This is a genomic window from Martinezella tropici (assembly GCF_008370325.1).
GTDB classification, from domain to species: Bacteria; Pseudomonadota; Alphaproteobacteria; order Rhizobiales; family Rhizobiaceae; genus Rhizobium; species Rhizobium tropici_B.
Map to the genome: position 1 here is coordinate 157,948 of NZ_VNIP01000009.1, position 22,382 is coordinate 180,329.

Sequence of the window (22,382 nt, forward strand, 5' to 3'; positions counted from 1 at the left end):
CAATTATCCTACGAACGCGATCTTCAGAATGGCGAAAAGACAGAGCCCCGCCACCACGACCGCGAAGAACGTGTTGAGCATGAGAAGGACGATCTTGCCGAATTCGCCGTGGACATAGTCCTCGATGATGACCTGCATGCCGATCTTCATATGGATGATGGCGGAGATCACCATCAGGCCGAAGATGACGGCGACGAGCGGGTTCGAGATCGCATGCACGACTTCGGCGTAGGGCGCGCCGGCATAGATCATCAAGAAGATGACGAAGAAGAGAAAGAGCGGAACGTTGGCAACGGCGGTCAGGCGCTGGCGCCAGAAATGATCGGTGCCTTCCTTGGCGGAACCGAGACCGCGGACTTTGCCCAGAGGAGTGCGCATATCCATGAGAAATATCCTTTAAAGCATGACCCCGAAAGGCGCCTAAGCGCTTCCGGGAACGATCATGCCAATCAACCCAGCCGTATGACGGTGCCGATGATCCAGACCAGCGCGGTCAGACAGATCGAAGCGATGAGCGTGGCCTTGGCCATCTTCGTCGAGACGGCGGGATCGAAACCGTACCCGAGGTCCCAGACGAAATGGCGCAGGCCGCCGATCATATGGTGCAGCAGCGCCCAGGTGTAGCCGAGCAGGATGATGCGGCCGATGATCGTGCCCATGATCCAGTTGACCAGCTCGAAATAGCCCTGGCCCGTCGCCGCGGCGATCAGCCACCAGGCGACCAGCAGCGTGCCGAAGTAGAGCGCGCCACCGGTGATGCGGTGGACGATCGACATGACCATGGTGGGGATGGGTTTGTAGATTTGCAGATGCGGCGACAGAGGCCGGTTTTGTGTGACGTTCGCCATCAGAACCTCGCGGCGTTACGATACGCTTAGAACCCGGTGATCCGGGGCAACGCGCGCACAGGGACATGCAGTGTGCGTTGCATCATTGCGACCATTAATCACCCAGACGCCTATCGACAAGCACAATTGATGCCTGCTTCGAATTTAATCGATTCGGATCGCTCTGCACTTTAGCGAGTATGCAGAGACGAGCTTTCCAATCCGGGCATTTACCATTTCATCAACCCTTGCGTGGACTTCGCTGCGATCTTGGCGCAATCTGTCGTTAAGTTTTCATTAACCGACCGAAGCGGAGCGATCATGAAGCCGCATCTTTTCAAGGCAGCAGTGCTCGTTTTAGCGGCAGCCACTCTTTCCTTCGCGCCGGCCTCGGCGGGCGACTACCGCCAGTGGCATCACCGCAACCATTCCGGCATCGTGCGCCTGAACCAGATTTCGACCCCGCAGCGTACCGGGCAGCAGCAGCCGGACAGAATCATTTTCATGGAACGGCATGAAGCGGCAAGCGCCGGCACCTATGCCGGCACGGCGGATGTCTACCAGGCCAATGGAGGAACCTATGTGCTGGGCTATGGCGGCTATAATCCCTATGCCCGCCCCGCCACGGCCCAGCTGAAGCCGAAGGCGAAAGTCATCGATGTCCGCTATGCCGACAACCCCTGCTCATACGAAGCGGGCGTCTGCGTTATCCGGCACTGACGGTCTTTAACCGGCAAGAAATCGCCAAACCGTCGTTTTCTTGACTTCGCTATCCTCGAGCGCGCGCGTGACGGGCACTTGATAGATTGCCCGCGCCTCCAGGCGGTCCTTCGGAAGATAGGCCCTGCCGGGATCTCCGACCAGAACCAGCCTCCCCTCACCGACCAGTTGCCGTAGCCAGGGAACGAGGCTCGCAGCAAAATCGCGATCGTAGAAGACGTCGCCGGCAAGGATGACGTCCGCATCCACAGTGCGGTCGATAATGTCATCGCCGGAGAAATCGATGGTGACGCCGTTTTCAACGGCATTGAGCCGGATCGCCGTACCCGCCCAGGGATCAATATCGACGGCCAATACATGGCTTGCGCCCGCGCGCTTGGCCGCAATAGCGACAAGCCCGGAACCGCTGGCAAAATCCAGCACGGTTTTGCCGGTCACGGTTTCCGGATGGTCGAGAATATAGCGCGCCAGGCCCTGGCCGCCGGCCCAGGCGAAGGCCCAGAACGGCGGCGGCAGGCCGATCTCTTCCAGCTCGTCCTCCGTCCTTAGCCACAGTTCATGCGCTTCGCTTGCAAGATGCAGGCGGATTTCCGGTACATGCGGCGGGGCCATCAGACTGGTATTGTTGCGGATGAAACTCTCAGGATCGGTTTTCACGAGGTCCTTTAGCCGGATCAGACCGGTGGATTGTCCAAACCGCCCATGCGGCAGACTTCGAGCCATTCCTCATCCGTCACCGGCTGCACGGAAAGCCGCATGGAGGTGACGAGCGCCATCTGCGAAAGCTTCGGATTGGCCTTGATATCCTTGAGGGTCACCGGATTTGGCATGTCACGCACGGCGCGGATGTCGACGCATTCCCAGCGCGGATCGTCCTTGGCGGTCGAATCCGGATGCGCCAGCGCGCAGACCTCGACAATGCCGACGACCTCCAGCCCGTCATTGGAGTGATAGAAGAAACCCTTGTCGCCGATCTGCATGGCCCGCATGTTGTTGCGGGCGAGATAGTTGCGCACGCCGGTCCACTCGGTGCCTTTTGCGCCGGCATCCTTCTGCTGCTGCCAGGACCAGGAGGACGGCTCGGATTTATAAAGCCAGTGCGCCATCTCTCATGCCTCCGGATTGTTGAAGACCCAATTGAACGGCTTGATCTCGACGCTCTCGAACAAGCCGGCCTTCGTGTAGGGATCGGCATCGGCAATCGTCTTGGCCACCTCGATGTTCTCGGCATCGACGACCACGAGGCTGCCGTTCGGCTTACCTTCGGCGTCCATGAACGGACCTGCCATCTTCAGCGTTCCTTCGACATTGAGCTTGTTCAGATGCTCCAGATGCGCAGGGCGCGTCTCCATGCGAACATTCAGATGACCGGGCTTGTCCTTGCAGACAAAGGCGAAAAGCATGGTTTAATTCTCCCAAGAAAGTCGAAATATTGATGGCGATGGATAAGGCCTTACTTGCGGGACGTCATCTCGTTTCTGCGCGAAGAGGGTTGATGATATCCAGACCCCAAAAGTCTTTTTCGTTGTCCGTGGCCAAAACACAGTCATTCACGACCGCTATAGAGGCAATAATCATATCAAAGGCGTTTCTTGGGCGCCCAATCGACCGCCCTTCGGCCATGAGTTGTGCCCAGATCAATCCAGCGCGCTCGTCAAAAGGAAGGATTCGCCCGGAAAATACTGCCTGCGGCCCTGCAGAGCTTGAAAACCATGCTTCCAGCAAACTACGCCTGCGACCCACCGGCATGATCAAAATACCGCGTCGAATCTCGGCCACCACGAGAGATGGAACAAATAAATCATCATCCGCTTGCTCCGCATACCATACCAGAAGCGCCTTCGAAGGCTCCGGTTTGATCGCATTGCTAACAATGTTGGTATCCAGCAAGTAGCGCGTCACAGATCGATCTCGCGCGGCTCGGTCCGCAGCCGTTCGAGATCCAGTTCAGCATCTTCGAGAGGAAAACTTCTGAGCGCGGCAATGACGCCGCCCTTTTTTGAAGGCTCTTTCGAGATCGTCTTAGTAACGACATCACGAATACGGGCCGCTTCGGCACCATCCTCTGCCAAATGCCGTGCCAGCGATCGAAGGAGCGCCTTATCCTCATCGAGCCCCAGCACCTCGAATCGCGCCAGACCGCGCTCGCCGAGGCGGGTGCGGTAGTTCTCGACTGCGCGCTTTTGCGAACTGCTCATCATTGCCTCCTGTATATCCAGTAATATATCCAGAGCAGCACCACTATTCAAGTTATTCCGTGGTGATCGGCCGCGTCATCAATTGCCCAATCGCGGTCGTTATGTCGAGCTTGCCGTCGATGATGGCGGAAACCGCGTCGGTGATCGGCATGTCGATGCCGAGTTCGTCGGCGAGCCGCGCGGCGACGGAAGCGGCATAGGCGCCTTCGACCAGCGCGCCATGCGTCGGATCGGCAGCCTTGCCTTCACCCAGCGCGATACCGAATCGCAGGTTACGGGATTGATGGCTGGTGGCCGTCAGCACGAGGTCGCCGAGGCCGGAAAGCCCGCGCACGGTTTCAGCCTTGCCGCCCTTGGCCGCGACGAAGCGCGACATCTCGGCAAGGCCGCGGCTGATCAGCGCGGCACGCGCAGAATCGCCGATGCCCCGTCCCTCGACGATGCCGCAGGCAATCGCGAGAACATTCTTCAAGGCACCACCGAGCTGCACGCCGATGCGGTCATCCGACGCATAGAGACGGAAGGTCGGGCCGGAAATCGCCTGCGCAAGCCTTTCGGCGACAGTCATGTCGGCGGCGGCGATCGCCATGGCTGTCGGCAGCCCGTTGGCGATATCGGAGGCAAAGCCCGGCCCGGAGAGAACGGCGATGGCATGCTCCGGCAGCTCACGCTCCAGCATGTCGGTCAGGAGATCGCCGGAAACCTTGTCGATACCCTTGGCACAGGTGACGACGACGGCATCCTTGGCGAGATAAGGCCCATAATGGCGGGCAGCATCGGCCTGTGCCTGCGAGGGCATGGCGAAGAGAACGATGCCGGCGTTGGAAACGGCATCCGCCTCGGCCGAAAACCGTAGCGAATCCGGCAGCTCGATCCCGGGCAGCACGGCATCATGCATGCGATCGGCGGCAAGATCCGCCATCAACCCGGCTTTCCGCCCGACGAGGGTGACGTCGCTGCGGCCGGTCAATGCGATGACGGCTGCGAGCGCCGTGCCGAAAGCGCCGGCGCCGATGACTGCGATCTGCTCGTTGCCACTCATGCCTTTGCTCCTCGTTTGCCGTGTCCGAGCAGGGTTTCCGCCTTCTGATCCAGCGGCCAGCGCGAGCGCGGCTGCACATCGAGGTCGTCAGGCGCCGCCCCAGTTGCCATGCGCTCCAGTCCCGCCCAGGCGATCATGACCGCATTGTCCGTACACAATCTCAATGGCGGCGCGATGAAGCGGAAACCGTTGGCATCGCAAAGTTCCTGCAGCGTGCGGCGCAGCTCGAGATTGGCGGCGACACCGCCCGCCACCACCAGTGACGGCCTTTCCTCAGTCTTCGGAAATTCCGTCTTGAAGCGCTGCAGGCCGCGGCCGATCCGATCCTTCAGCGTGCGCGAAATCGCCTTTTGGAATGAGGCGCAGATATCGGCGATATCCTGCTCCGTGACGGGCGCGATCGCCGTCGCGGCTTGCCGCACCGCCGTCTTCAGGCCAGAAAAGGAAAAATCGAGGCGCGTCTCGCCGACCAGCGGCCGCGGCAGATCGAACCGGTCCGGATTGCCGTTTTTCGCGGCAGCTTCCACTGCCGGGCCGCCGGGATAGGGCAATCCCAACAGCTTCGCCGTCTTGTCGAAAGCTTCGCCGAGCGCATCGTCGATCGTCGTGCCCCAGCGCTCGTATTCGCCGACACCGCGCACCAGGATCAGCTGCGTATGGCCGCCGGAGACGAGCAGCATGAGGTAGGGAAATGCAAGTCCGTCCGTCAGCCGCGCCGTCAGGGCATGGCCTTCCAGATGGTTGATGGCGTATAATGGCTTGCCGGTGGCGCGCGAAATCGCCTTGCCGGTCATCAGCCCGACGAGCAGGCCGCCGATAAGGCCCGGGCCGGATGTGGCGGCAATGGCATCGACGTCTGAGAGCGACACATTGGCGCGTTTCAATGCCTCGTCGATCAGCGTATCCAGCGCCTCGACATGCGCCCGCGCAGCGATTTCCGGCACGACGCCGCCATAGGCGCTATGCTCGTCCAGCTGGCTGAGAACGACATCGGAACAGACCGTCGGCGTGCCGTCATCCCGTCGCTCGACAATGGCCGCAGCGGTTTCGTCGCAGCTTGTTTCGATACCGAGAATGCGAAGAACGGATGCCATGGAGAAAGTTCGTTGCCTACAGGTCGATTGCGGTAAAGCGGAAATATGGTTACGGGAACTGTCGGTAACAACGGATCAAAGCGGATGCAAACAAAACCTTTCCGGATCGGCACGCGCGGCAGCCCACTGGCGCTCGCCCAGGCGCGAGAAGCGCGCGACCGCCTGATGGCGGCCCACGGCCTTCCGGAGGAGATGTTCGAAATCGTCGTTCTCACTACCAAGGGCGACCGCATCACCGACCGCTCTCTGGCGGCAATCGGCGGCAAGGGTCTGTTCACGGAAGAGCTGGAAGAGAAGCTGACCTCGGGCGATCTCGACTTCGCCGTGCACTCGGCCAAGGATATGGCGACGAAGCTGCCGCAGGGACTGGCGCTCACCGCTTATCTGCCGCGCGAGGACATCCGCGATTCCGTCATCGGCCGCACCGCGCCGAAATTGATCGAGCTGCCGCACGGCGCAACCGTCGGCTCGGCGTCGCTGCGCCGCCAGGCGCTGATCCGCCGCCTGCGCCCCGATATCAATGTCATCACCTTTCGCGGCTCGGTCCAGACCCGGCTCCGCAAGCTGGAAGAAGGACAGGCCGACGCGACCTTGCTGGCGCTCGCCGGCCTGAAGCGGCTCGGCATGGTCGAGGTCATCACTGATATTCTCGATCCGGACGAATTCCCGCCGGCACCCGCACAAGGCGCAATCGCCATCGAGAGCCGGATCGACGATATCAGGATGAACGACCTGCTTGCCGCCGTCAATGACGGACCAACCTTCGACGCGGTATCCTGCGAGCGCGCCTTCCTGGCCGCGCTCGACGGCTCCTGCCGTACGCCGATAGCCGGCTACGCAATCTGCGAAGGCGACCATCTGCGCTTCTTCGGCATGATCCTCACTCCGGACGGCAAGCAGGTGCATACGACCACCATCGAGGGCCACCGGCGCGATGCCGAGGCACTCGGCATCAATGCCGGCCAGGCGATTCGCGCCGAGGCCGGCAGCACCTTCTTCGAAGACTGGACCTGACGAAAGATGCGCGTCGTCGTCACCCGCCCCCAGCATTCGGGTGAACGCACCATGCGGCGGCTGGCGCAGATGGGACACGAGGCCTTCCTGCTGCCGCTCGCGGAACCCGTGCATCATGTCGCAGAAGCAGGGCGTGCGCTTCGGAGTACGCAGGGCGCCATCGCCGTCACCAGTGCCGAAGCAATCCGAGCGCTTGCAACATTAGATGCGGACCTGGCGCCGCATTTAGGTCGCCACCTCTTTACTGTAGGAAAGGCGACAGCCAAGGAGGCGGCTGATCTCGGATTCAGCAGTATCAGCATATCCGAAGGTGGTGGCACCGAGCTTGCCACCTTGATATCAAGCCATCCGACCGATCTGAATAGTGGCCCTCTCCTCTATCTCGCCGGCTTTCCGCGTGCCGCCGGATTCGAAGCCGGATTGACGGAGCTGCGTCTGCCGTTCGTCACCCTGGAATGCTATCGGATGCGGGATATTGTTCCCGACAATGCCGTTCTTCGCCGGCTTTTCACAGGCGCCCGGGCGGATGCCGTGCTGCTTTACTCCCATCAAACGGCGCAGCGCTTTTTCGGCCTACCCTTCGTCCAGGAAAATCCCGAAGCCTTCGCCGAAACGCGATTCCTCTGCCTGAGCGAGGCGATCGCCGAAGCTGTTCCGGCGCGGATGCATTCCCAGACCGACATCGCCGACATGCCGAACGAAGACCGGCTTCTGTCGCTCCTGATCCAGGCGTAACGCCGCAATTTTGATCTAAGGCCTTTCCATAATCGTCTTGTCTGTCTAACTTCGTTGCAGCGCATGATAAAGAGGACCTCATGGTATCGCGAAAACCGCCTAACCATTCGAAGCCCAACGACGAACCGGTCACGATCGACCTGGAAGCCGAAAAAACAGCGCAGGACGCAGCTCCCGAAGACGTGACGGAGCGCAGTCATGATGAACTTGGCTCCTCCTCCGCCAATGAAGTGGAAATGCCGCTCGAAACGGACAAGGAGCCGCTTCCCGAGGAACCGCAGGAGTCGGTCTTCGCTTCTACCCCGGAAGAACGGCAAACCACGACACAGCAGGCAGAGCCTGAGCTTCCTCATGCTGGGCAGCCACAGCAGCCGCCGCGCGAAGGCTCGACCTCGGGCCTCATCGCGGCCGGCATTGTCGGCGGCTTGATCGCCCTCGTCTGCGCCGGCGCATTGCAATATGCCGGTCTTCTGCCTGGCGGCCGCGCCGCCAAAGACAATTCCGCCGATATAGCCGCATTGAATGCCGAGATCGACGGGCTCAAGCAGAGCATCGCCAATCTCGCCGCCGCGCCGGCGGCCAAACCCGACGAGGCGCTTGCGGCCCGCGTCGCAGCGCTTGAGACGCGCGCGGCCAACGGCACGCCTGCGGGCGGATCGGGCGAGGCTGCAAGCACGGCATTCGATCAGAATATCGCCTCGCTGACCGGCGAAGTCGAGCAGCTGAAGGCGGATCTCAGCAAGGCGACCCAGAGCCAGGCTACTTCCGATGCCGAAGTCAGCAAGCGTCTCGACGACGCCGAAAAGAAACTGAGCGGACCGAGCCAGGAAAGCGCCGTTGCCCGCGCCATTGCCGCAGCTGCCTTGAAGGCGGCGATCGACCGCGGCGGCCCCTTCCAGCCTGAGCTTGACACCTTCGCCAATGTCGCGCCGGACGATCCAGCCGTTGCCGATCTCAAGAACTTCGCCCAGACCGGCGTTCCCTCCCGCGCCGACCTGATCCGTCAGGTCTCCGATGTTGCAACCGCAATCGTCGCAACGGCACAGACCGACGATCCGAACCAGAGCTGGAGCAGCCGCCTGATGTCGGGCGCCAAGTCGCTGGTGCAGGTCCGACCCGTCGGCAACGTGCCCGGCGACAGCATCGATGCCATCGCCGCCCGCTTCGAGGACAAGGTTAGGAACGGTGATCTGCCGGGCGCGGTGACCGAGTGGAACAGCCTGCCCGATGCCGCCAAATCGGCTTCGGCCGCCTTCAAGCAATCGCTGGAGGCCCGCATCCGAGTCGAGGATCTGGTGAGCGACGCCCTGTCGAAGGCAATCGCCAATACCGGGAAACAGAATTAGAGCATGATGCTGAAAAGTGTTAGGGGATTTCGAACGACATCATGCTCTACCTATTTGATTTTAGAGCGGATTCAGATTTTAGATCGTTTCGATCTAAAATCAGCCGGCTCTAATGACGGAGCGCAGCAATGATCAGACTGCTTATCTTCGCCATTCTCGTCCTGGCTCTCGGCTATGGTTTTTCGTGGCTCGCGGATCGTCCCGGCGATCTGTCACTGGTTTGGGGAGGCCAGCTTTACCAGACCAAGCTGATCGTCGCCGCCGCGATCCTGATTGCGCTCGTCGCGGCCGTCATGATCCTCTGGTGGTTCGTGCGGTTGATCTGGACCTCGCCTCACTCGGTTACCCGCTATTTCCGCGCCCGCAAGCGGGATCGCGGCTATCAGGCGCTGTCGACGGGCCTGATTGCAGCCGGCGCCGGCAATGCCTTGCTCGCCCGGAAAATGGCGGCTCGCACCCGCGGCCTCATCCGCGCCGATCAGGAGCCGCTCATCAATCTGCTCGAAGCCCAGGCCGCCTTGATCGAAGGCAAGCATGACGAGGCTCGCCAGAAATTCGAGCAGATGGCCAATGATCCCGAAACGCGCGAACTCGGGCTGCGCGGTCTCTATCTCGAAGCCAAGCGCCTCGGCGCACATGAGGCGGCGCGACAATATGCCGAGAAGGCGGCCGACCAGGCTCCCTATCTGCCCTGGGCAGCACAGGCGACGCTGGAATATCGCAGCCAGGCCGGCCGCTGGGATGATGCCATCAAGCTGCTGGACCAGCAGAAGGTCGCCCATGTCGTCGACAAGACGACGGCCAATCGTCAACGCGCCGTACTGCTGACGGCCCGCGCCGACGACAGGCTGGAGAGCGATCCGGCCGGCGCGCGCGACGATGCGCTGGCGGCACTGAAGCTCGTGGACGATTTCGTGCCCGCAGCGTTGATCGCGGCCAAGGCGCTCTTCCGAGAAGACAAGGTGCGCAAGGCCGCCTCCATGCTCGAGCAGGTCTGGAAGGCGCATCCGCATCCCGAGATCGGCAGGGCCTACGTGCGCGCCCGCAGCGGCGATTCCGTCACCGACCGCCTGAAGCGCGCCGAACGGCTGGAAGCCATCCGACCCAACAATGTCGAAGCCCTGCTGCTGACCGCAAAGGCGGCGATGGACGCCGGCGATTTCGGCAAGGCCCGCGCCAAGGCCGAAGCCGCCGCGCGGATCGATGCGCGCGAAGGCGCCTTCCTGCTCCTCGCCGACATCGAGGAGGCCGAAACCGGCGACCAGGGCCGCGTCCGGCACTGGATGGCGCAGGCATTGCGCGCGCCGCGCGATCCGGCCTGGGTCGCCGACGGTTTCGTCTCGGACAAATGGCTGCCGCTGTCTCCGGTCACGGGCCGTCTCGACGCCTTCGAGTGGAAGGCGCCCTTCGGCCAGATCGAAGGCCCGGTGGAAGAGGGTTCGACCGTTTCGGTCGATGCGGCGCTGAAATCGCTGCCGCCGGTGCGCGCGGCCGGGACCGCAACCTCGGCGGAGAAGCCAAGTTCACCGAAAGTTGCATCGCCGGCGCGCGATACTTATGTCATGGAATTGGAGCCCGCCGCGCCGAAGCCCGCGCCGAGTGCACCCGGAGCAGCGCCGCAGCCGGCGCAGCAGGATGCGGAACCTCGGCCTTTCTTCGGCGGCGCGCCGGACGATCCGGGCGTCAAGGATCGCAAACTTGAACCGGAACCCAAGACACGGCTCAAGTTGTTCTAGAGCAATTCCAGGAAAAGTGCGTAGCGGTTTTCCGTCCGGAATTGCGTAAAACAAAGGGATAGAGCATTTCCGCGATTCGAAGAAAAGCGGAATTGCGTGAAGACAAAACGAAGGGGCATGGTGACCCAAGCATCTTGCTCGGCTGGCTTTGAGAATGGAAACGCATGTTCGAACGCTTTCAGGAATTTCTTCATAACCTGACCCAAGACCATCCCAGATCCGGTTTTGCACCCGACGACCCGCGTGTCGCGGTGGCGGCTCTCTGTATCCAAGTGATGGAGGCGGACGGCAAGATCGAGAACAGCGAGAAGAAAAGGCTGCGCAAGCTCCTGAAGGAGCAATATGGTCTCGACGGCCGCCAGCTCGACGCACTGATCGCCGCCGGCGAGGAAGCCGAAAGCGAGGCGGTCGATTACTATCGCTTCACCTCGGATCTGAAGCGCCATCTCGACGGCACCCAGCGGCTGGAATTGCTCGGCATCCTCTGGGATATCGTCTACGCCGATGGCGAGCGCAGCGAGATGGAAGACCACGCGATCTGGCGCATCGCCGACCTCATGGGCATTTCCGACCGCGAGCGCATCATGAAGCGCCAGGAAGCAGCCGCACGCGCACCCGGTTCCAGGGTGGAGACAGGCAATGATGATTGAAGCGCCGAGGAACGCCGGCCGCCCGATATTGATCGTCCTGCATCAGGAGCGCTCCAGCCCCGGCCGCGTGGGCCAGATGCTGCTGGAGAAAGGCTACGATCTCGATATCCGCCGCCCGGTCCTCGGCGATACCTTGCCTTCCACACTTGAGGCCCATGCCGGCGCCGTGGTCTTCGGCGGCCCGATGAGCGCCAACGACCCGGACGACTTCATCAGGACCGAGACCGACTGGCTGAAGGTTCCCCTCAAGGAGAACCGGCCCTATCTCGGCATCTGCCTTGGCGCGCAGCTGCTCGCCCGCCATCTCGGCGCCAAGGTAAAGGCCCGCGACGACGGCAAGACCGAGATCGGCTGGTATGCTCTGCAGCCGACGGAAAAGGGCCGGCTGCTGATGCACTGGCCGCAGATGGTCTATCATTTCCACCGCGAAGGCTTCGAGCTGCCGCATGGCGCCGATCTTCTGGCGACGGCCGAGACCTATCCCAACCAGGCCTATCGCTATGGTGCCAATGCCTGGGGTCTGCAGTTCCATGCCGAGCTCACCCGCGCCATGATGCAGCGTTGGGTCGTCCACGGCGAACATCGCTTCTGCATGCCCAACGCCCAGCAGGGCCGCGAGCATCTGGAAGGCCGCATGATCTTCGACGCGGCCCTCAAAGCCTGGCTGTCGGAATTCCTCGATCTCGTCTTCGAGGGCAAGCAGGCAATGGCCGCCTAAAGGCCCTCGCCTGACGAAAGCACACGATCGAATTCATCGATCGCGCCGCGGATCGCTTTCGCATATTGCTTCAGCTTTTCCGCATCACTCATGAGAATATCCCTCACGCCTCTCGGGATTTCGAGTTGGACTCCGGCCTGCCTCCTGCCGCGATTGCAGATATTGGCGGCAGAAGCTCCCGCAAGCGCCTCCCCTTTCACTCTCGCGGCCGCCGCAAAGCCATTGAGCCGCAATGCCCTGACGATCCCGTCGCGAAGCGATGTGTCGAGACCGCCGATCCAACTCGTCAGCGGATCATCCCGATCCGTGCGCCCATGAACGGCGACGACGATCGGCGAATTGGCCACCAAGCCGTTTGCTATCGGTTCATCGAAATTTTCGGAGGTGACGTGCAGCTCATGATGGAGCCTCGCCGCATCGAGCCCTTCGAAACGATAAAGGGAGAGCCTCTCATCCGCGATCGCCAGCGCTATCTCGGATGTGGCAAGCTCGATGAAGCCGCCATGGGGAGCGATGACGGCGACATTCGATGATCGATCCTCGATATGGATGCGATAGTCGACGCCATCGGTTTCATGCTCGCGAAGCGCCGAAAACGAAGTGTACCGATCCGGCTTCCTTGTCATCGCGCAATCCTTCAAGCCGGCTGTGGCTCGTTCTCGCGGTCGGGCGCGTTGAGGCTGTCGATCCGGCGCAGCTGCGGGAAACCTGTGGCCCAGAGGATGGCGACGCTCAACGTGCCAAGTCCTCCGATGACAACGGCGGGGATCGCGCCGAAATAATGCGCCATGGTGCCGGCGCGGAATTCGCCAAGCTCGTTCGACGCACCGACGAAGACCATGTTGACGGCATTGACGCGGCCGCGCACGTGATCCGGCGTCCAGAGCATGATCAGCGTTTCGCGGACATAGACAGAGATCAGGTCGGATGCGCCCATGATGGCGAGAGCCGTTATTGACAGCCACGGCGTATGAGAGATGCCGAAGATCAGGGTTCCAACACCGAACATGGCGACGCCGGCAAACATGCAGATACCGGCACGATTGCGGATAGGATAGGTTGCCAGGAAAAGGCCCATGGCGATCGCGCCAAAGCTTGGCGCTGCGCGCAGCATGCCGAGACCCCATGGCCCGAGCGTCAGGATATCGCGCGCGTAGATAGGCATCAGCGCGACCGCGCCGCCGAGCAGCACTGCGAAAAGATCGAGCGAGACCGCACCGAGCACCACTTTTTCCGACCAGATGAAACGGAAACCGGCGAGCATTTCATTGAGGCTTCGCCGCTCATGCGCGATGCGCTGTTGCGGCTTCGGGATCAGGAAGGTCAGCACCGAGCCGGCCGCAAAGAAAAGCACGGCCACCAAATAGGCGACGTTGGCACCGACGCCGTAAAGCAGGCCGCCGGCAACGGGGCCGAGGATGGCGGCCGCATCCCATGACATCGAGTTCCAGGTGATGGCGTTCGTCAGGTTTTCAGGCGGGATCAGATTGGGCGCCAGCGACTGCATGGCCGGCGTCATGAAGGCGCGTTCTATGCCGAAGACCGTGAGGATCAGAAATACCGGCAGCGGCGCGAAGGTGCCCGATACGGTCAGGAACAGCAGGGCAGCCGCACAGAGGGTGCCAACGAAAATGCAGATCGCGGAAATCCGCCGCCTATTGTAGCGGTCCGCAGCCGTGCCCGTCACCAGGATCAGCAGCAGCGACGGCAGGAACTGCACGAGGCCGATCAGACCGAGATAGATCGGTTGGCCGGTGTGCTCATACATCTGCCAGCCGACGGATACGCTGACGACCTGCGTGGCAAAAGCCGTCAAAAACCGCGCGAAGAAGAAATAAGTATAGGCAACGTGCCTGAAGGCGGCAAACCGGTCTCCGCTGGCAGCGAACGACATGGGACGAGACTTTCCGACGCGGCGGCGAGCGAGACGCCAGCCTTTTTAAACATGATTCAACATGCTTCGGAGCATGGGACTTGCCCGTTTAGTCGCCAATGTCTACATGTCTGTCAACCGCGAATTTGGAGACGGACATGCTCGCCTTATTTCAAACCATTGATCTGGCTTTGAATCTTTATACCTGGATATTGATCGCCAGCGCCATCTTTTCCTGGCTCCATGCATTCAACGTCATCAATTCGAGCAATCAGTTCGTCAATTCCGTCGGCAACTTCCTCTATGCTGTCACCGAGCCGGCCCTGCGCCCGATCCGCCGCATCCTGCCGGATCTCGGCGGCATCGACATCTCGCCGGTCATCCTGCTGCTGATCATCTTCTTCATCCGCTCGCTGATGTGGAATTCGATCGTCCCCCTGTTCCTGCGGTGAACAAGCCCTGGCAGGCCTTTCCCGATCACGTCAGGCTTTCCGTGCGGCTTACGCCCAATGGCGGGCGCGATGCGATCGATGGGCTGGAAGCCGGCAGCGACGGCGAATGCTATCTGAAGGCGCGCGTCTCGGTCGCGCCGGAAAAGGGCAAGGCCAACAAGGCACTGATCGTGCTGCTTTCAAAAAGCCTCGGCATTCCAAAATCTTCGCTTACCCTCATCAGCGGCGACACGGCGCGCAAAAAAATCCTCCGGATCGAGGGCGAACCGGAGGATTTGATAGGAAGGCTTTGCGCCGTAACCGAAGGCCGCTGATCAGGCCTTGGTGTTCTTGGCGCGTTCGATCGCTTCGAGAATGAGCTCGCCGGCTTCCTTCGAGCCCTTCCAGCCGAAGATCTTGACCCATTTGCCGGGCTCGAGATCCTTGTAGTGCTCGAAGAAATGCTCGATCTGCTTCACCGTGATCTCGGGCAGGTCGGTATATTCCTTGACCTTGTCATAGCGCATCGTCAGCTTCGGCGACGGAACAGCGATGATCTTCTCGTCCTTGCCGGAATTATCTTCCATCATCAGCACGCCGATCGGGCGGACATTGATGACGCAGCCCGGCACCAGCGGGCGAGTGTTGGCGATCAGCACGTCGATCGGGTCGCCGTCATCGGAGAGCGTGTGAGGGACGAAGCCGTAATTGCCCGGATAGGTCATCGGCGTATAGAGGAAACGGTCGACGACGAGCGTGCCGGCTTCCTTGTCCATTTCATACTTGATCGGATGGCCGCCGACCGGCACTTCAACGATGACGTTGATATCTTCGGGCGGGTTCTTGCCAATGGAAATCGCGTCGATACGCATGCTTCTCCCCTAATAAGGATGGTTGCCGCCAGCCAAATAATAGGAATCATGCCGCAACGCAACAACGCATCGGGAAACTGGCGGATTTACTGCGTAATTTAAAGCGCCACAGCGACCTTTTGCGCGTCATATATGTGACGCATGGCGCTGTAGGTGCCGCTCAGGGCCAGACGAAACCGATCTTGCGAAGCTGCCTGTGATCGAACGTCTCGATGCCCTCGCAGAAATCAGCGCCGCCCTGCCCGCGATAGAAGCGGTAGGCATTTTCATTTTCCTCGAGGCACCAGACAACCAGCCCCTTGCAGCCGAGCGACTTCAACAGCCGGCGCGCCTCGCCGAAAAGCATGCGCCCCAGGCCAAGCCCCTGATATTGCGGGCGCAGGTAGAGTTCGTAGATTTCGCCTTCCTGCGGCAGCGCGCGGGCACGGTTGAGGCCGAGCGTCGCATAGCCTGCGATCTCGCCGGCAACGTCCAGAACCAGGAGCGTTGCCGGACCGCTGGTCGCCTTGCGCCACCAGTTTTCGCCGCGACGCTCGATCATCTGGCCGAGGGCGCGATGTGGAATGATGCCGGCATAGGTGTACTGCCACGACTGGCGGTGCACCTCCGAAATGGCCCGGGCATCATGGGGTTCTGCCCGCCGAACATCGATCGACAACGTCTTCATAACGTCTACTCTGGTCTTACCTACGCGAATTAACCATCCTCATTCATAAAGATGGCGAACTTGCCCACAGGCTTTATCCGTGGATCATTAACAAAAATTAACGACTTTTTAACCTTTAGGACAAGGGCTCAAAAATCGAACACGCAAAATAAAACCCCGGCACAATGGCCGGGGTCGAATGGCTCGAAGCGAAACAGCCTATCAGGCAGTACGCGCCTTTTCGAAGCGCTTACGCTCGTTCGGGTCGAGATACATCTTGCGCAGGCGGATCGACTTCGGCGTGACTTCCATCAGCTCGTCGTCCTGGATCCAGGAAAGCGCGCGGTCGAGCGTCATGCGGATCGGCGGCGTCAGCTTCACGGCTTCATCCTTGCCGGCGGCGCGGATGTTGGTCAGCTGCTTACCCTTGAGCACGTTGACTTCGAGGTCGTTGTCGCGGGAATGAATACCGATGATCATGCCGGCATAGACCTTCTCACCCGGTTCGATAATCATCGGACCGCGGTCTTCCAGGTTGAACATCGCATAGGCGACGGCTTCGCCGGAAGCGTTGGAGAGCAGGACGCCGTTGGTGCGGCCGCCGATCGCGCCCTTATAGGGCTGATAATCGTGGAACAGACGGTTCATGATGGCGGTGCCGCGCGTATCAGTCAGCAGTTCCGACTGATAGCCGATGAGACCGCGGGTCGGCGCAAAGAATTTCAGGCGCAGGCGATTGCCGCCGGACGGACGAAGCTCGACCATTTCGGCCTTGCGCTCGGACATCTTCTGAACGACGACACCGGAATGTTCTTCATCGACGTCGATGACGACTTCTTCGATTGGCTCCAGCATCTGGCCGGTGGCTTCGTCCTTGTGCATGACGACGCGCGGACGCGATACGGCAAGCTCGAAGCCTTCGCGGCGCATGGTTTCGATCAGAACGGCGAGCTGCAATTCGCCGCGGCCGGAAACGTAGAATGAATCCTTGCCTTCGGCTTCTTCGATCTTCAGCGCGACGTTGCCTTCGGCCTCCTTGAACAGGCGGTCGCGAATGACGCGCGAGGTAACCTTGTCGCCTTCGGTGCCGGCCAGCGGGCTGTCGTTAACGATAAAGGACATGGTGACGGTCGGCGGATCGATCGGCTGGGCATGCAGCGCCTCGGTAACGGATGGATCGCAGAATGTGTCGGCAACCGTACCCTTGGACAGGCCGGCGATAGCGACGATATCGCCTGCATGGGCTTCGTCGATCGGCGTACGCTCGATACCGCGGAAAGCGAGGATCTTGGAAATGCGGCCGGTTTCGATCAGCTTGCCATCCTGGCCCAGAACCTTGACGGCCTGGTTCGGCTTGATCGAGCCGGAATGAATGCGGCCAGTGATGAGGCGGCCGAGGAAGGGATTGGATTCAAGCAGCGTGCCGATCATGCGGAACGCACCGTCTTCTTCGCCGACACTCGGCTCCGGCACATGCTTCAGCACGAGGTCGAGAAGCGGGCCAAGGCCATCTTCAACTGGGCCTTCCGGTGAATAGTTCATCCAGCCGGCGCGGCCCGAGCCGTAAAGGATCGGGAAATCGAGCTGCTCGTCGGTGGCGTCGAGAGCTGCGAAAAGATCGAAGACTTCGTTGATGACTTCTTCGTGGCGAGCGTCCGGACGGTCGATCTTGTTGATCGCGACGATCGGGCGAAGGCCGACCTTCAGTGCCTTGCCGACGACGAACTTGGTCTGCGGCATCGGGCCTTCCGAGGAATCGACCAGCACGATCGCGCCATCCACCATCGAAAGGATACGCTCCACTTCGCCGCCGAAGTCGGCGTGGCCGGGCGTGTCGACGATGTTGATGCGCGTGCCCTTCCAGACGACCGAAGTCGCCTTGGCGAGAATGGTAATGCCACGCTCTTTTTCCAGATCGTTCGAATCCATCATGCGCTCAACGGTGCGCTGGTTCTCACGGAAGGAGCCGGACTGCTTCAGAAGCTCGTCGACGAGGGTGGTTTTCCCATGGTCAACGTGCGCGATGATCGCGATGTTGCGAAGTGCCATATGTCTTAATCTCTGAGGCTGGGGCGCAGTGTCTAGGAAACACGCCAATTGCATTTGGCGCGCTCATAGCCTTTTTTTCGCGATTGCGAAAGGGGGGAGGCAAGAAAGGGGCTGAAAGCTTGCCCTTACGCCCCACGAATACATCAATCTCGTACTGGCCGACAGCAAAGCCTTCGCTGCCCCATGCCGCCAACATAAGCTGCATGCAGCGCCTTAGCCGGGTTTTTTTGCCCTCGTCAGGCAGCCTGCTTCAGCAGCCACGCATCATGATTCACCAGGAAGGCCTTGAGGCGATCGGGGTAGTCCTGCGTCACCGCATCTCGCACGCTTTGCCGTGAAGCCAGTTCCGCGCGCCATGCCATGACCCGCGGCAGCGCATCGAATATTCCCGTCGGCGTGATGGCATCGAACACTTCGAAATAACGAAAGATGGGGGCGAAGACCGCATCGACCAGGCTGAACGCCTCGCCCGCGAAAAACGGCCCGTCGTTCAGCTCGGTCTCGACACGACTGAACTTCTCGATCAGCGCTTTCCGCTTGGCCTCATAGGCTTCCTCATCCTTGGCGGTCTCAAATCCCCACAGGTCCGAAAGGATGGAAGAACCGAATTCCATCCAGCTGCGATGCCGGGCACGTGCCAGCGGATCGGCCGGATGAAGCCGAGCGCCAGACTGGGTTTCCTCGAGATATTCGCAGATCACCGCGCTTTCGAACAATACCGTTTCTGACCCATCGCCCTGCCGCACGATCAGGAGGGGCACCTTGCCGAGCGGAGAAATGGCAAGAAACCAGTCGGGCTTTGCCGACAGATCAACATAGCAGATTTCAAATGGCACGGTCTTTTCAGCAAGTGTGATGGCCGCTCGCTGGACGTAGGGGCAGAGGTAGTGGCTGACGAGGATCAGCTTTCCGTCGGACATGGTCAAATCTCCCAGAGGCTCCGTTTCATGTAGATGTAATTGCATCTATATCCAGACTTGCCACAGTCGTCAATATAGATGTAATTGCATCCATGTCCGATTGTTCAGATACCATCCCAACAAAGCCCTCCCTTGCCATCACGCGAGCATGGGTGCACCTCATGCGCGCTCAGCAAATCACCCTCGCGGCAATCGAGCGGGACTTGAAGGCGGCCGACCTGCCGCCGCTTGGCTGGTATGACGTACTGCTGGAGCTATCGCGGGCCACGGACGGCAGATTGCGGCCCTATGAGATCGAGGAGCGCACGCTGCTCGCCCAGCATAATCTCTCGCGCCTTCTCGATCGGATGGAAAAGGCTGGTTTTGTTCATCGTGAGGTCTTTTCCGAGGACGGACGAGGCCGCTGGGTGGTTATCACCGAGGCGGGAAGTGCTATGCGGAACCGCATATGGACCGTTTATGCCTCGGCGCTTCAGCGCCACGTGGGCGACAAGCTGGATAATGCTCAAGCCGATCAGCTGGCCGAGCTGTTAGCTGTGCTTTCGCGCAAATCCTGATCTGTAAGGCGAAATCGATCCGAACCAAATACGGTCGCACAAATCGGTCGCGAAAGTTGACCTTCCGCGACTGACCTTGCGATACGCCGAAGGTGGGGTATCAGGCCGCCAGCCCCTTCTTTTTCAGCATCGCATCCGCGCTAGGCAGCTTGCCGCGGAAGGCCTTGTAGGCATCCTCCGGGTCGATCGAACCGCCAACGGAGTAGATGTTGGCCTTCAGTTTTGCGGCCATGTCGGAATTGAAGGCGTCGCCGGTTTCCTCGAAGGCCGCGAAGGCATCGGCATCGAGCACTTCCGACCACATGTAGGAATAGTAGCCGGCCGAATAGCCGTCGCCGGAAAACACATGCTGGAAGTGCGGCGTCGCATGGCGCATGACGATCGATTTCGGCATGCCGATCTCGGCAAGCACTTCCCCCTGCACCGCCATCGGATCTTCGACCGCGCCACGGGTATGGAAGGCCATATCCACCAGGGCCGAGGAGGTGAACTCGACCGTGTTGAACCCGGCATTGAAGGTGCGGGCCGCCAGAACCTTGTCGAGCAGCGCCTGCGGGATCGGCGCGCCGGTCTCGTAGTGGACGGCATATTGCTTGAGGATGGCGGGCACGGTCAGCCAGTGCTCGTAGAGCTGCGACGGCAGTTCGACGAAATCGCGGGAAACGCCGGTGCCTGATACCGTGGGATAGGTGACATCGGAAAGCATTCCGTGCAGCGCATGCCCGAATTCATGGAACAGCGTGCGCGCATCGTCGAGCGACAACAGCGCCGGCTTTCCTTCCGCCGGCTTGGCGAAATTGCAGACATTGTAGATGATCGGCAGCTCACCGACCTCGCCGTTCTTTAGCGGCAGCTTGTGTTGCGACTGGAACGAACTCATCCACGCGCCGGAGCGCTTGGAGCTGCGCGCGAAATAATCGCCGAGAAACAAGGCAACGAGCTTGTCGGAGTGGTCGCGGATTTCGAAGACGCGGACGTCGGGATGATAGGCGGGAACGCCCTTCTGTTCGACGGCCTTGATGCCGAAGAGGTGGCCGGCGACATCGAAGCAGGCGGCAATAATCTTTTCGAGCTGCAGATAAGGCTTCAGTTCCGTTTCGGAGAAATCAAACTTCCGCGTCCGGATCTTCTCGGCATAATGCCGCCAGTCCCAGGGCATGACCTCGTGATTGCGGCCTTCCTCGGCGATCAGTCCGGCAATGTCCTTTTCTTCCTCTGCGGCTCGCACGGCTGCTTTCGCCCACACGGTCATCAGCAGATCGTTCACCGCATCAGGCGTCTTTGCCATGGTATTGTCGAGCTTGAGTTCCGCGAAATTGGCGTAGCCGAGCAGCTTTGCCTTCTCTGCCCGGAGCGCCAGCGTCTCACTAACAATCTCGCGGTTGTCGGTCTTGCCGCCATTGGCGCCGCGTGCCACCCAGGCGTTGAAGGCCTGTTCGCGCAAGTCGCGGCGCTCGGACGAGGCGAGAAACGGTTCGATGATCGAGCGCGACAGCGTGACGGCATATTTGCCTTCGTCGCCGCGTTCGCGGGCCGCCGCCGCCATCGCATCACGCAGATAGTCAGGAAGACCGGCAAGATCGGCCTCCTCCGACAACAGCATCGCCCAGTTCTTCTCATCCGCCAGCACGTTCTGGCCGAACTGCGCCCCCAAGCCCGCAAGCGTCTCGTTGATGACAGAAAGCCGCTCCTGCTCGGTCTTCGGCAGCTTGGCACCCGACTTGACGAAGCCTTTCCAGTGCCGCTCCAGCACGCGGGTCTCTTCGAGCGTCAGCCCAAGCGCTTCGCGGCCTTCCCAGAGAGCATCAAGACGAGCAAAGAGCGCCGCATTCGTGCCGATCTTCGAGTAATGCCGCGACATCTTCGGCGCGATCTCGCGCTCCAGCGCCTGGATCGTCTCGTTCGTATGGGCACCGGCCTTGTTCCAGAAAAGCGCCGAGATGCGCGACAGCTCGTCGCCGGCGATTTCGAGCGCGATAACCGTATTGGCGAAGGTCGGCGCCTCGCTATTCCCGGCGATCGCATCGATCTCAGCCTCGTGCGAGGCGATCGCTGCGTCGAAGGCAGCGGCAAAATCCGTATCCTTCACCGCATCGAAACGCGGCAGCCCCTGATGTCCGGTCCATTCGGTGAGCGCAGGATTGACGGCGGTAAGGGAAGACATGCAAGGCATCCTTTCGACAGACATCTGATCGAAGCACGATATAAGGCTACTCCCGCCGAATTGGTATGGCGCGGGGGCGAACAAATTGAATGGGGACGGTCAGACTTTGCGCCAGCCGAGCAGGCCGGGCGTGGCATGCCAGAGCGCCTGCGCCGCAAAGCCCATGAAGAGCACGCCCGAGCAGCGCACGATCAGCCGCTCGTGGGCGCGATAGAAACGCCGAACCGCGCTGGCGCCGATGATGCTGATCAGGATAAGGTCGGCAGTGATGAAGCCCGCAAGGGAAACGGCGAGCAGCAGAGGCAGCGCGCTGAAGGTCAGCGCGCCGGCGGAGCCTGCGACAAGAGCCGTGAAGGTCGCCAGCGCCACGGGATATCCCTTCGGATTGGTGACGCCGAAAATCAGTCCACGGCGGAAGGGCCGCTCGACGTTGACGAGCGACTTGCCTTCGCCCTTCGGCTTGGCGGTCACGGCGCTCCAGCCGATCCAGGCAAGATAGAAGCCGCATAACAATCCCAGCAGATCGAAGACGAAGGTGCCGATGGTCTTTGCGCCGACGATGGCGACCAATGCAAGCGTGGACCAGACGAGATCACCGAACAGATGGCCGCTGACGAAGAATGCACCCGCCTTGCGCCCCTGCCCTGCACCGATGCCGAGCAGCGCCAGGAATGCAGGGCCGGGAATGAGGACATAGAAAAGCGCGGCCAGAAAGGCGCCGACAACAAGCGATTGCGTCATGATTGGGTGTTCCCGCTGTTAATCGCGCGAGAGTAGCAATCTGCGGAAC

27 protein-coding genes are annotated in these 22,382 nt (G+C 60.8%); 10 read left to right on the forward strand and 17 right to left on the reverse strand.

What is annotated here, in order from left to right:
- Positions 1–3 precede the first annotated feature (3 nt).
- Together sdhD and sdhC are read right to left on the reverse strand one after the other, a co-directional pair.
- Positions 4–384, reverse strand: coding sequence for a succinate dehydrogenase, hydrophobic membrane anchor protein (gene sdhD, locus FP026_RS17565; RefSeq protein ID WP_149635913.1), 381 nt, complete (start codon positions 382–384; stop codon positions 4–6).
- Between the two features lie 65 nt (positions 385–449).
- Entirely contained in the window at positions 450–848 is a 399-nt protein-coding gene (gene sdhC, locus FP026_RS17570) for a succinate dehydrogenase, cytochrome b556 subunit (RefSeq protein WP_149635914.1), read from the reverse strand.
- A gap of 300 nt (positions 849–1,148) precedes the next feature.
- Here sdhC and FP026_RS17575 point away from each other — a divergent pair, with 300 nt between their 5' ends.
- Positions 1,149–1,547, forward strand: coding sequence for a hypothetical protein (locus FP026_RS17575; RefSeq protein WP_149635915.1), 399 nt, complete (start codon positions 1,149–1,151; stop codon positions 1,545–1,547).
- Positions 1,548–1,553: 6 nt separating this feature from the next.
- On the opposite strand, the gene FP026_RS17580 is transcribed toward FP026_RS17575, so the two are convergent.
- The 7 genes from FP026_RS17580 to tsaD all read right to left on the reverse strand — a co-directional run bounded on the left by FP026_RS17580 (position 1,554) and on the right by tsaD (position 5,881).
- On the reverse strand, positions 1,554–2,204 hold the full coding sequence (locus tag FP026_RS17580) for a class I SAM-dependent methyltransferase (protein ID WP_149635916.1): 651 nt from the start codon (positions 2,202–2,204) through the stop codon (positions 1,554–1,556).
- Positions 2,205–2,221: 17 nt separating this feature from the next.
- Positions 2,222–2,653 carry an EVE domain-containing protein gene (locus tag FP026_RS17585; RefSeq protein WP_069613377.1) on the reverse strand — a complete coding sequence of 144 codons (432 nt, stop codon included), beginning with the start codon at positions 2,651–2,653 and terminating at the stop codon, positions 2,222–2,224.
- A 3-nt stretch (positions 2,654–2,656) separates the two neighbouring features.
- The gene (locus FP026_RS17590) at positions 2,657–2,950 is read right to left on the reverse strand and encodes a YciI-like protein (RefSeq protein WP_149635917.1); all 294 of its coding nucleotides are present in this window, start codon (positions 2,948–2,950) and stop codon (positions 2,657–2,659) included.
- Between the two features lie 64 nt (positions 2,951–3,014).
- Positions 3,015–3,449 (reverse strand): PIN domain-containing protein, encoded by a 435-nt coding sequence (locus FP026_RS17595; protein ID WP_149635918.1) that lies wholly within the window; start codon positions 3,447–3,449, stop codon positions 3,015–3,017.
- Positions 3,446–3,745, reverse strand: coding sequence for a hypothetical protein (locus FP026_RS17600; RefSeq protein ID WP_149635919.1), 300 nt, complete (start codon positions 3,743–3,745; stop codon positions 3,446–3,448). Before FP026_RS17600 ends, FP026_RS17595 begins: the two co-directional genes overlap by 4 nt.
- Before the next feature lie 52 nt (positions 3,746–3,797).
- The gene (locus FP026_RS17605; protein ID WP_149635920.1) at positions 3,798–4,787 is read right to left on the reverse strand and encodes an NAD(P)H-dependent glycerol-3-phosphate dehydrogenase; all 990 of its coding nucleotides are present in this window, start codon (positions 4,785–4,787) and stop codon (positions 3,798–3,800) included.
- On the reverse strand, positions 4,784–5,881 hold the full coding sequence (tsaD, locus tag FP026_RS17610; protein ID WP_149635921.1) for a tRNA (adenosine(37)-N6)-threonylcarbamoyltransferase complex transferase subunit TsaD: 1,098 nt from the start codon (positions 5,879–5,881) through the stop codon (positions 4,784–4,786). The genes FP026_RS17605 and tsaD overlap by 4 nt, the downstream gene beginning before the upstream one ends.
- An 84-nt stretch (positions 5,882–5,965) precedes the next feature.
- Here tsaD and hemC point away from each other — a divergent pair, with 84 nt between their 5' ends.
- The 6 genes from hemC (at position 5,966) to FP026_RS17645 (ending at position 12,080) form a co-directional block, all read left to right on the forward strand.
- Positions 5,966–6,895 carry a hydroxymethylbilane synthase gene (hemC, locus tag FP026_RS17615; RefSeq protein ID WP_149635922.1) on the forward strand — a complete coding sequence of 310 codons (930 nt, stop codon included), beginning with the start codon at positions 5,966–5,968 and terminating at the stop codon, positions 6,893–6,895.
- 6 nt (positions 6,896–6,901) lie between these two features.
- Entirely contained in the window at positions 6,902–7,630 is a 729-nt protein-coding gene (locus FP026_RS17620; RefSeq protein ID WP_149635923.1) for a uroporphyrinogen-III synthase, read from the forward strand.
- A gap of 80 nt (positions 7,631–7,710) precedes the next feature.
- On the forward strand, positions 7,711–8,976 hold the full coding sequence (locus tag FP026_RS17625) for a COG4223 family protein (protein ID WP_149635924.1): 1,266 nt from the start codon (positions 7,711–7,713) through the stop codon (positions 8,974–8,976).
- Positions 8,977–9,104: 128 nt separating this feature from the next.
- Positions 9,105–10,712, forward strand: coding sequence for a heme biosynthesis protein HemY (locus tag FP026_RS17630; RefSeq protein WP_149635925.1), 1,608 nt, complete (start codon positions 9,105–9,107; stop codon positions 10,710–10,712).
- Positions 10,713–10,876: 164 nt separating this feature from the next.
- The gene (locus tag FP026_RS17640; RefSeq protein WP_149635927.1) at positions 10,877–11,362 is read left to right on the forward strand and encodes a TerB family tellurite resistance protein; all 486 of its coding nucleotides are present in this window, start codon (positions 10,877–10,879) and stop codon (positions 11,360–11,362) included.
- Positions 11,355–12,080 (forward strand): glutamine amidotransferase, encoded by a 726-nt coding sequence (locus FP026_RS17645; RefSeq protein WP_149636144.1) that lies wholly within the window; start codon positions 11,355–11,357, stop codon positions 12,078–12,080. Before FP026_RS17640 ends, FP026_RS17645 begins: the two co-directional genes overlap by 8 nt.
- On the opposite strand, the gene FP026_RS17650 is transcribed toward FP026_RS17645, so the two are convergent.
- The gene (locus tag FP026_RS17650) at positions 12,077–12,706 is read right to left on the reverse strand and encodes a poly-gamma-glutamate hydrolase family protein (RefSeq protein ID WP_149635928.1); all 630 of its coding nucleotides are present in this window, start codon (positions 12,704–12,706) and stop codon (positions 12,077–12,079) included. The genes FP026_RS17645 and FP026_RS17650 overlap by 4 nt on opposite strands.
- A gap of 11 nt (positions 12,707–12,717) precedes the next feature.
- A complete protein-coding gene (locus tag FP026_RS17655; protein ID WP_149635929.1) occupies positions 12,718–13,974 on the reverse strand; it encodes an MFS transporter in 1,257 nt (418 codons plus the stop codon).
- Positions 13,975–14,111: 137 nt separating this feature from the next.
- Here FP026_RS17655 and FP026_RS17660 point away from each other — a divergent pair, with 137 nt between their 5' ends.
- Positions 14,112–14,405 carry a YggT family protein gene (locus FP026_RS17660; protein WP_149635930.1) on the forward strand — a complete coding sequence of 98 codons (294 nt, stop codon included), beginning with the start codon at positions 14,112–14,114 and terminating at the stop codon, positions 14,403–14,405.
- Positions 14,402–14,719, forward strand: a complete 318-nt coding sequence (locus tag FP026_RS17665; protein ID WP_149635931.1) for a DUF167 domain-containing protein — start codon at positions 14,402–14,404, stop codon at positions 14,717–14,719. The genes FP026_RS17660 and FP026_RS17665 overlap by 4 nt, the downstream gene beginning before the upstream one ends.
- On the opposite strand, the gene ppa is transcribed toward FP026_RS17665, so the two are convergent.
- The 4 genes from ppa to FP026_RS17685 form a co-directional block, all read right to left on the reverse strand.
- Complete coding sequence (gene ppa, locus FP026_RS17670; RefSeq protein ID WP_149635932.1) at positions 14,720–15,256, reverse strand: inorganic diphosphatase; 537 nt, start codon at positions 15,254–15,256, stop codon at positions 14,720–14,722.
- Between the two features lie 160 nt (positions 15,257–15,416).
- Complete coding sequence (locus tag FP026_RS17675; RefSeq protein WP_112341386.1) at positions 15,417–15,923, reverse strand: GNAT family N-acetyltransferase; 507 nt, start codon at positions 15,921–15,923, stop codon at positions 15,417–15,419.
- Positions 15,924–16,124: 201 nt separating this feature from the next.
- On the reverse strand, positions 16,125–17,951 hold the full coding sequence (typA, locus tag FP026_RS17680; RefSeq protein WP_149635933.1) for a translational GTPase TypA: 1,827 nt from the start codon (positions 17,949–17,951) through the stop codon (positions 16,125–16,127).
- Between the two features lie 236 nt (positions 17,952–18,187).
- The gene (locus FP026_RS17685; RefSeq protein WP_149635934.1) at positions 18,188–18,871 is read right to left on the reverse strand and encodes a glutathione S-transferase family protein; all 684 of its coding nucleotides are present in this window, start codon (positions 18,869–18,871) and stop codon (positions 18,188–18,190) included.
- 92 nt (positions 18,872–18,963) lie between these two features.
- On the opposite strand from FP026_RS17685, the gene FP026_RS17690 reads away from it, so the two are divergent.
- Entirely contained in the window at positions 18,964–19,428 is a 465-nt protein-coding gene (locus FP026_RS17690) for a MarR family winged helix-turn-helix transcriptional regulator (protein ID WP_149635935.1), read from the forward strand.
- Between the two features lie 100 nt (positions 19,429–19,528).
- On the opposite strand, the gene FP026_RS17695 is transcribed toward FP026_RS17690, so the two are convergent.
- Together FP026_RS17695 and FP026_RS17700 are read right to left on the reverse strand one after the other, a co-directional pair.
- A complete protein-coding gene (locus FP026_RS17695; RefSeq protein WP_149635936.1) occupies positions 19,529–21,592 on the reverse strand; it encodes a M3 family metallopeptidase in 2,064 nt (687 codons plus the stop codon).
- A gap of 99 nt (positions 21,593–21,691) precedes the next feature.
- Positions 21,692–22,333, reverse strand: coding sequence for a LysE family translocator (locus FP026_RS17700; protein WP_149635937.1), 642 nt, complete (start codon positions 22,331–22,333; stop codon positions 21,692–21,694).
- Between the last annotated feature and the right edge of the window lie 49 nt (positions 22,334–22,382).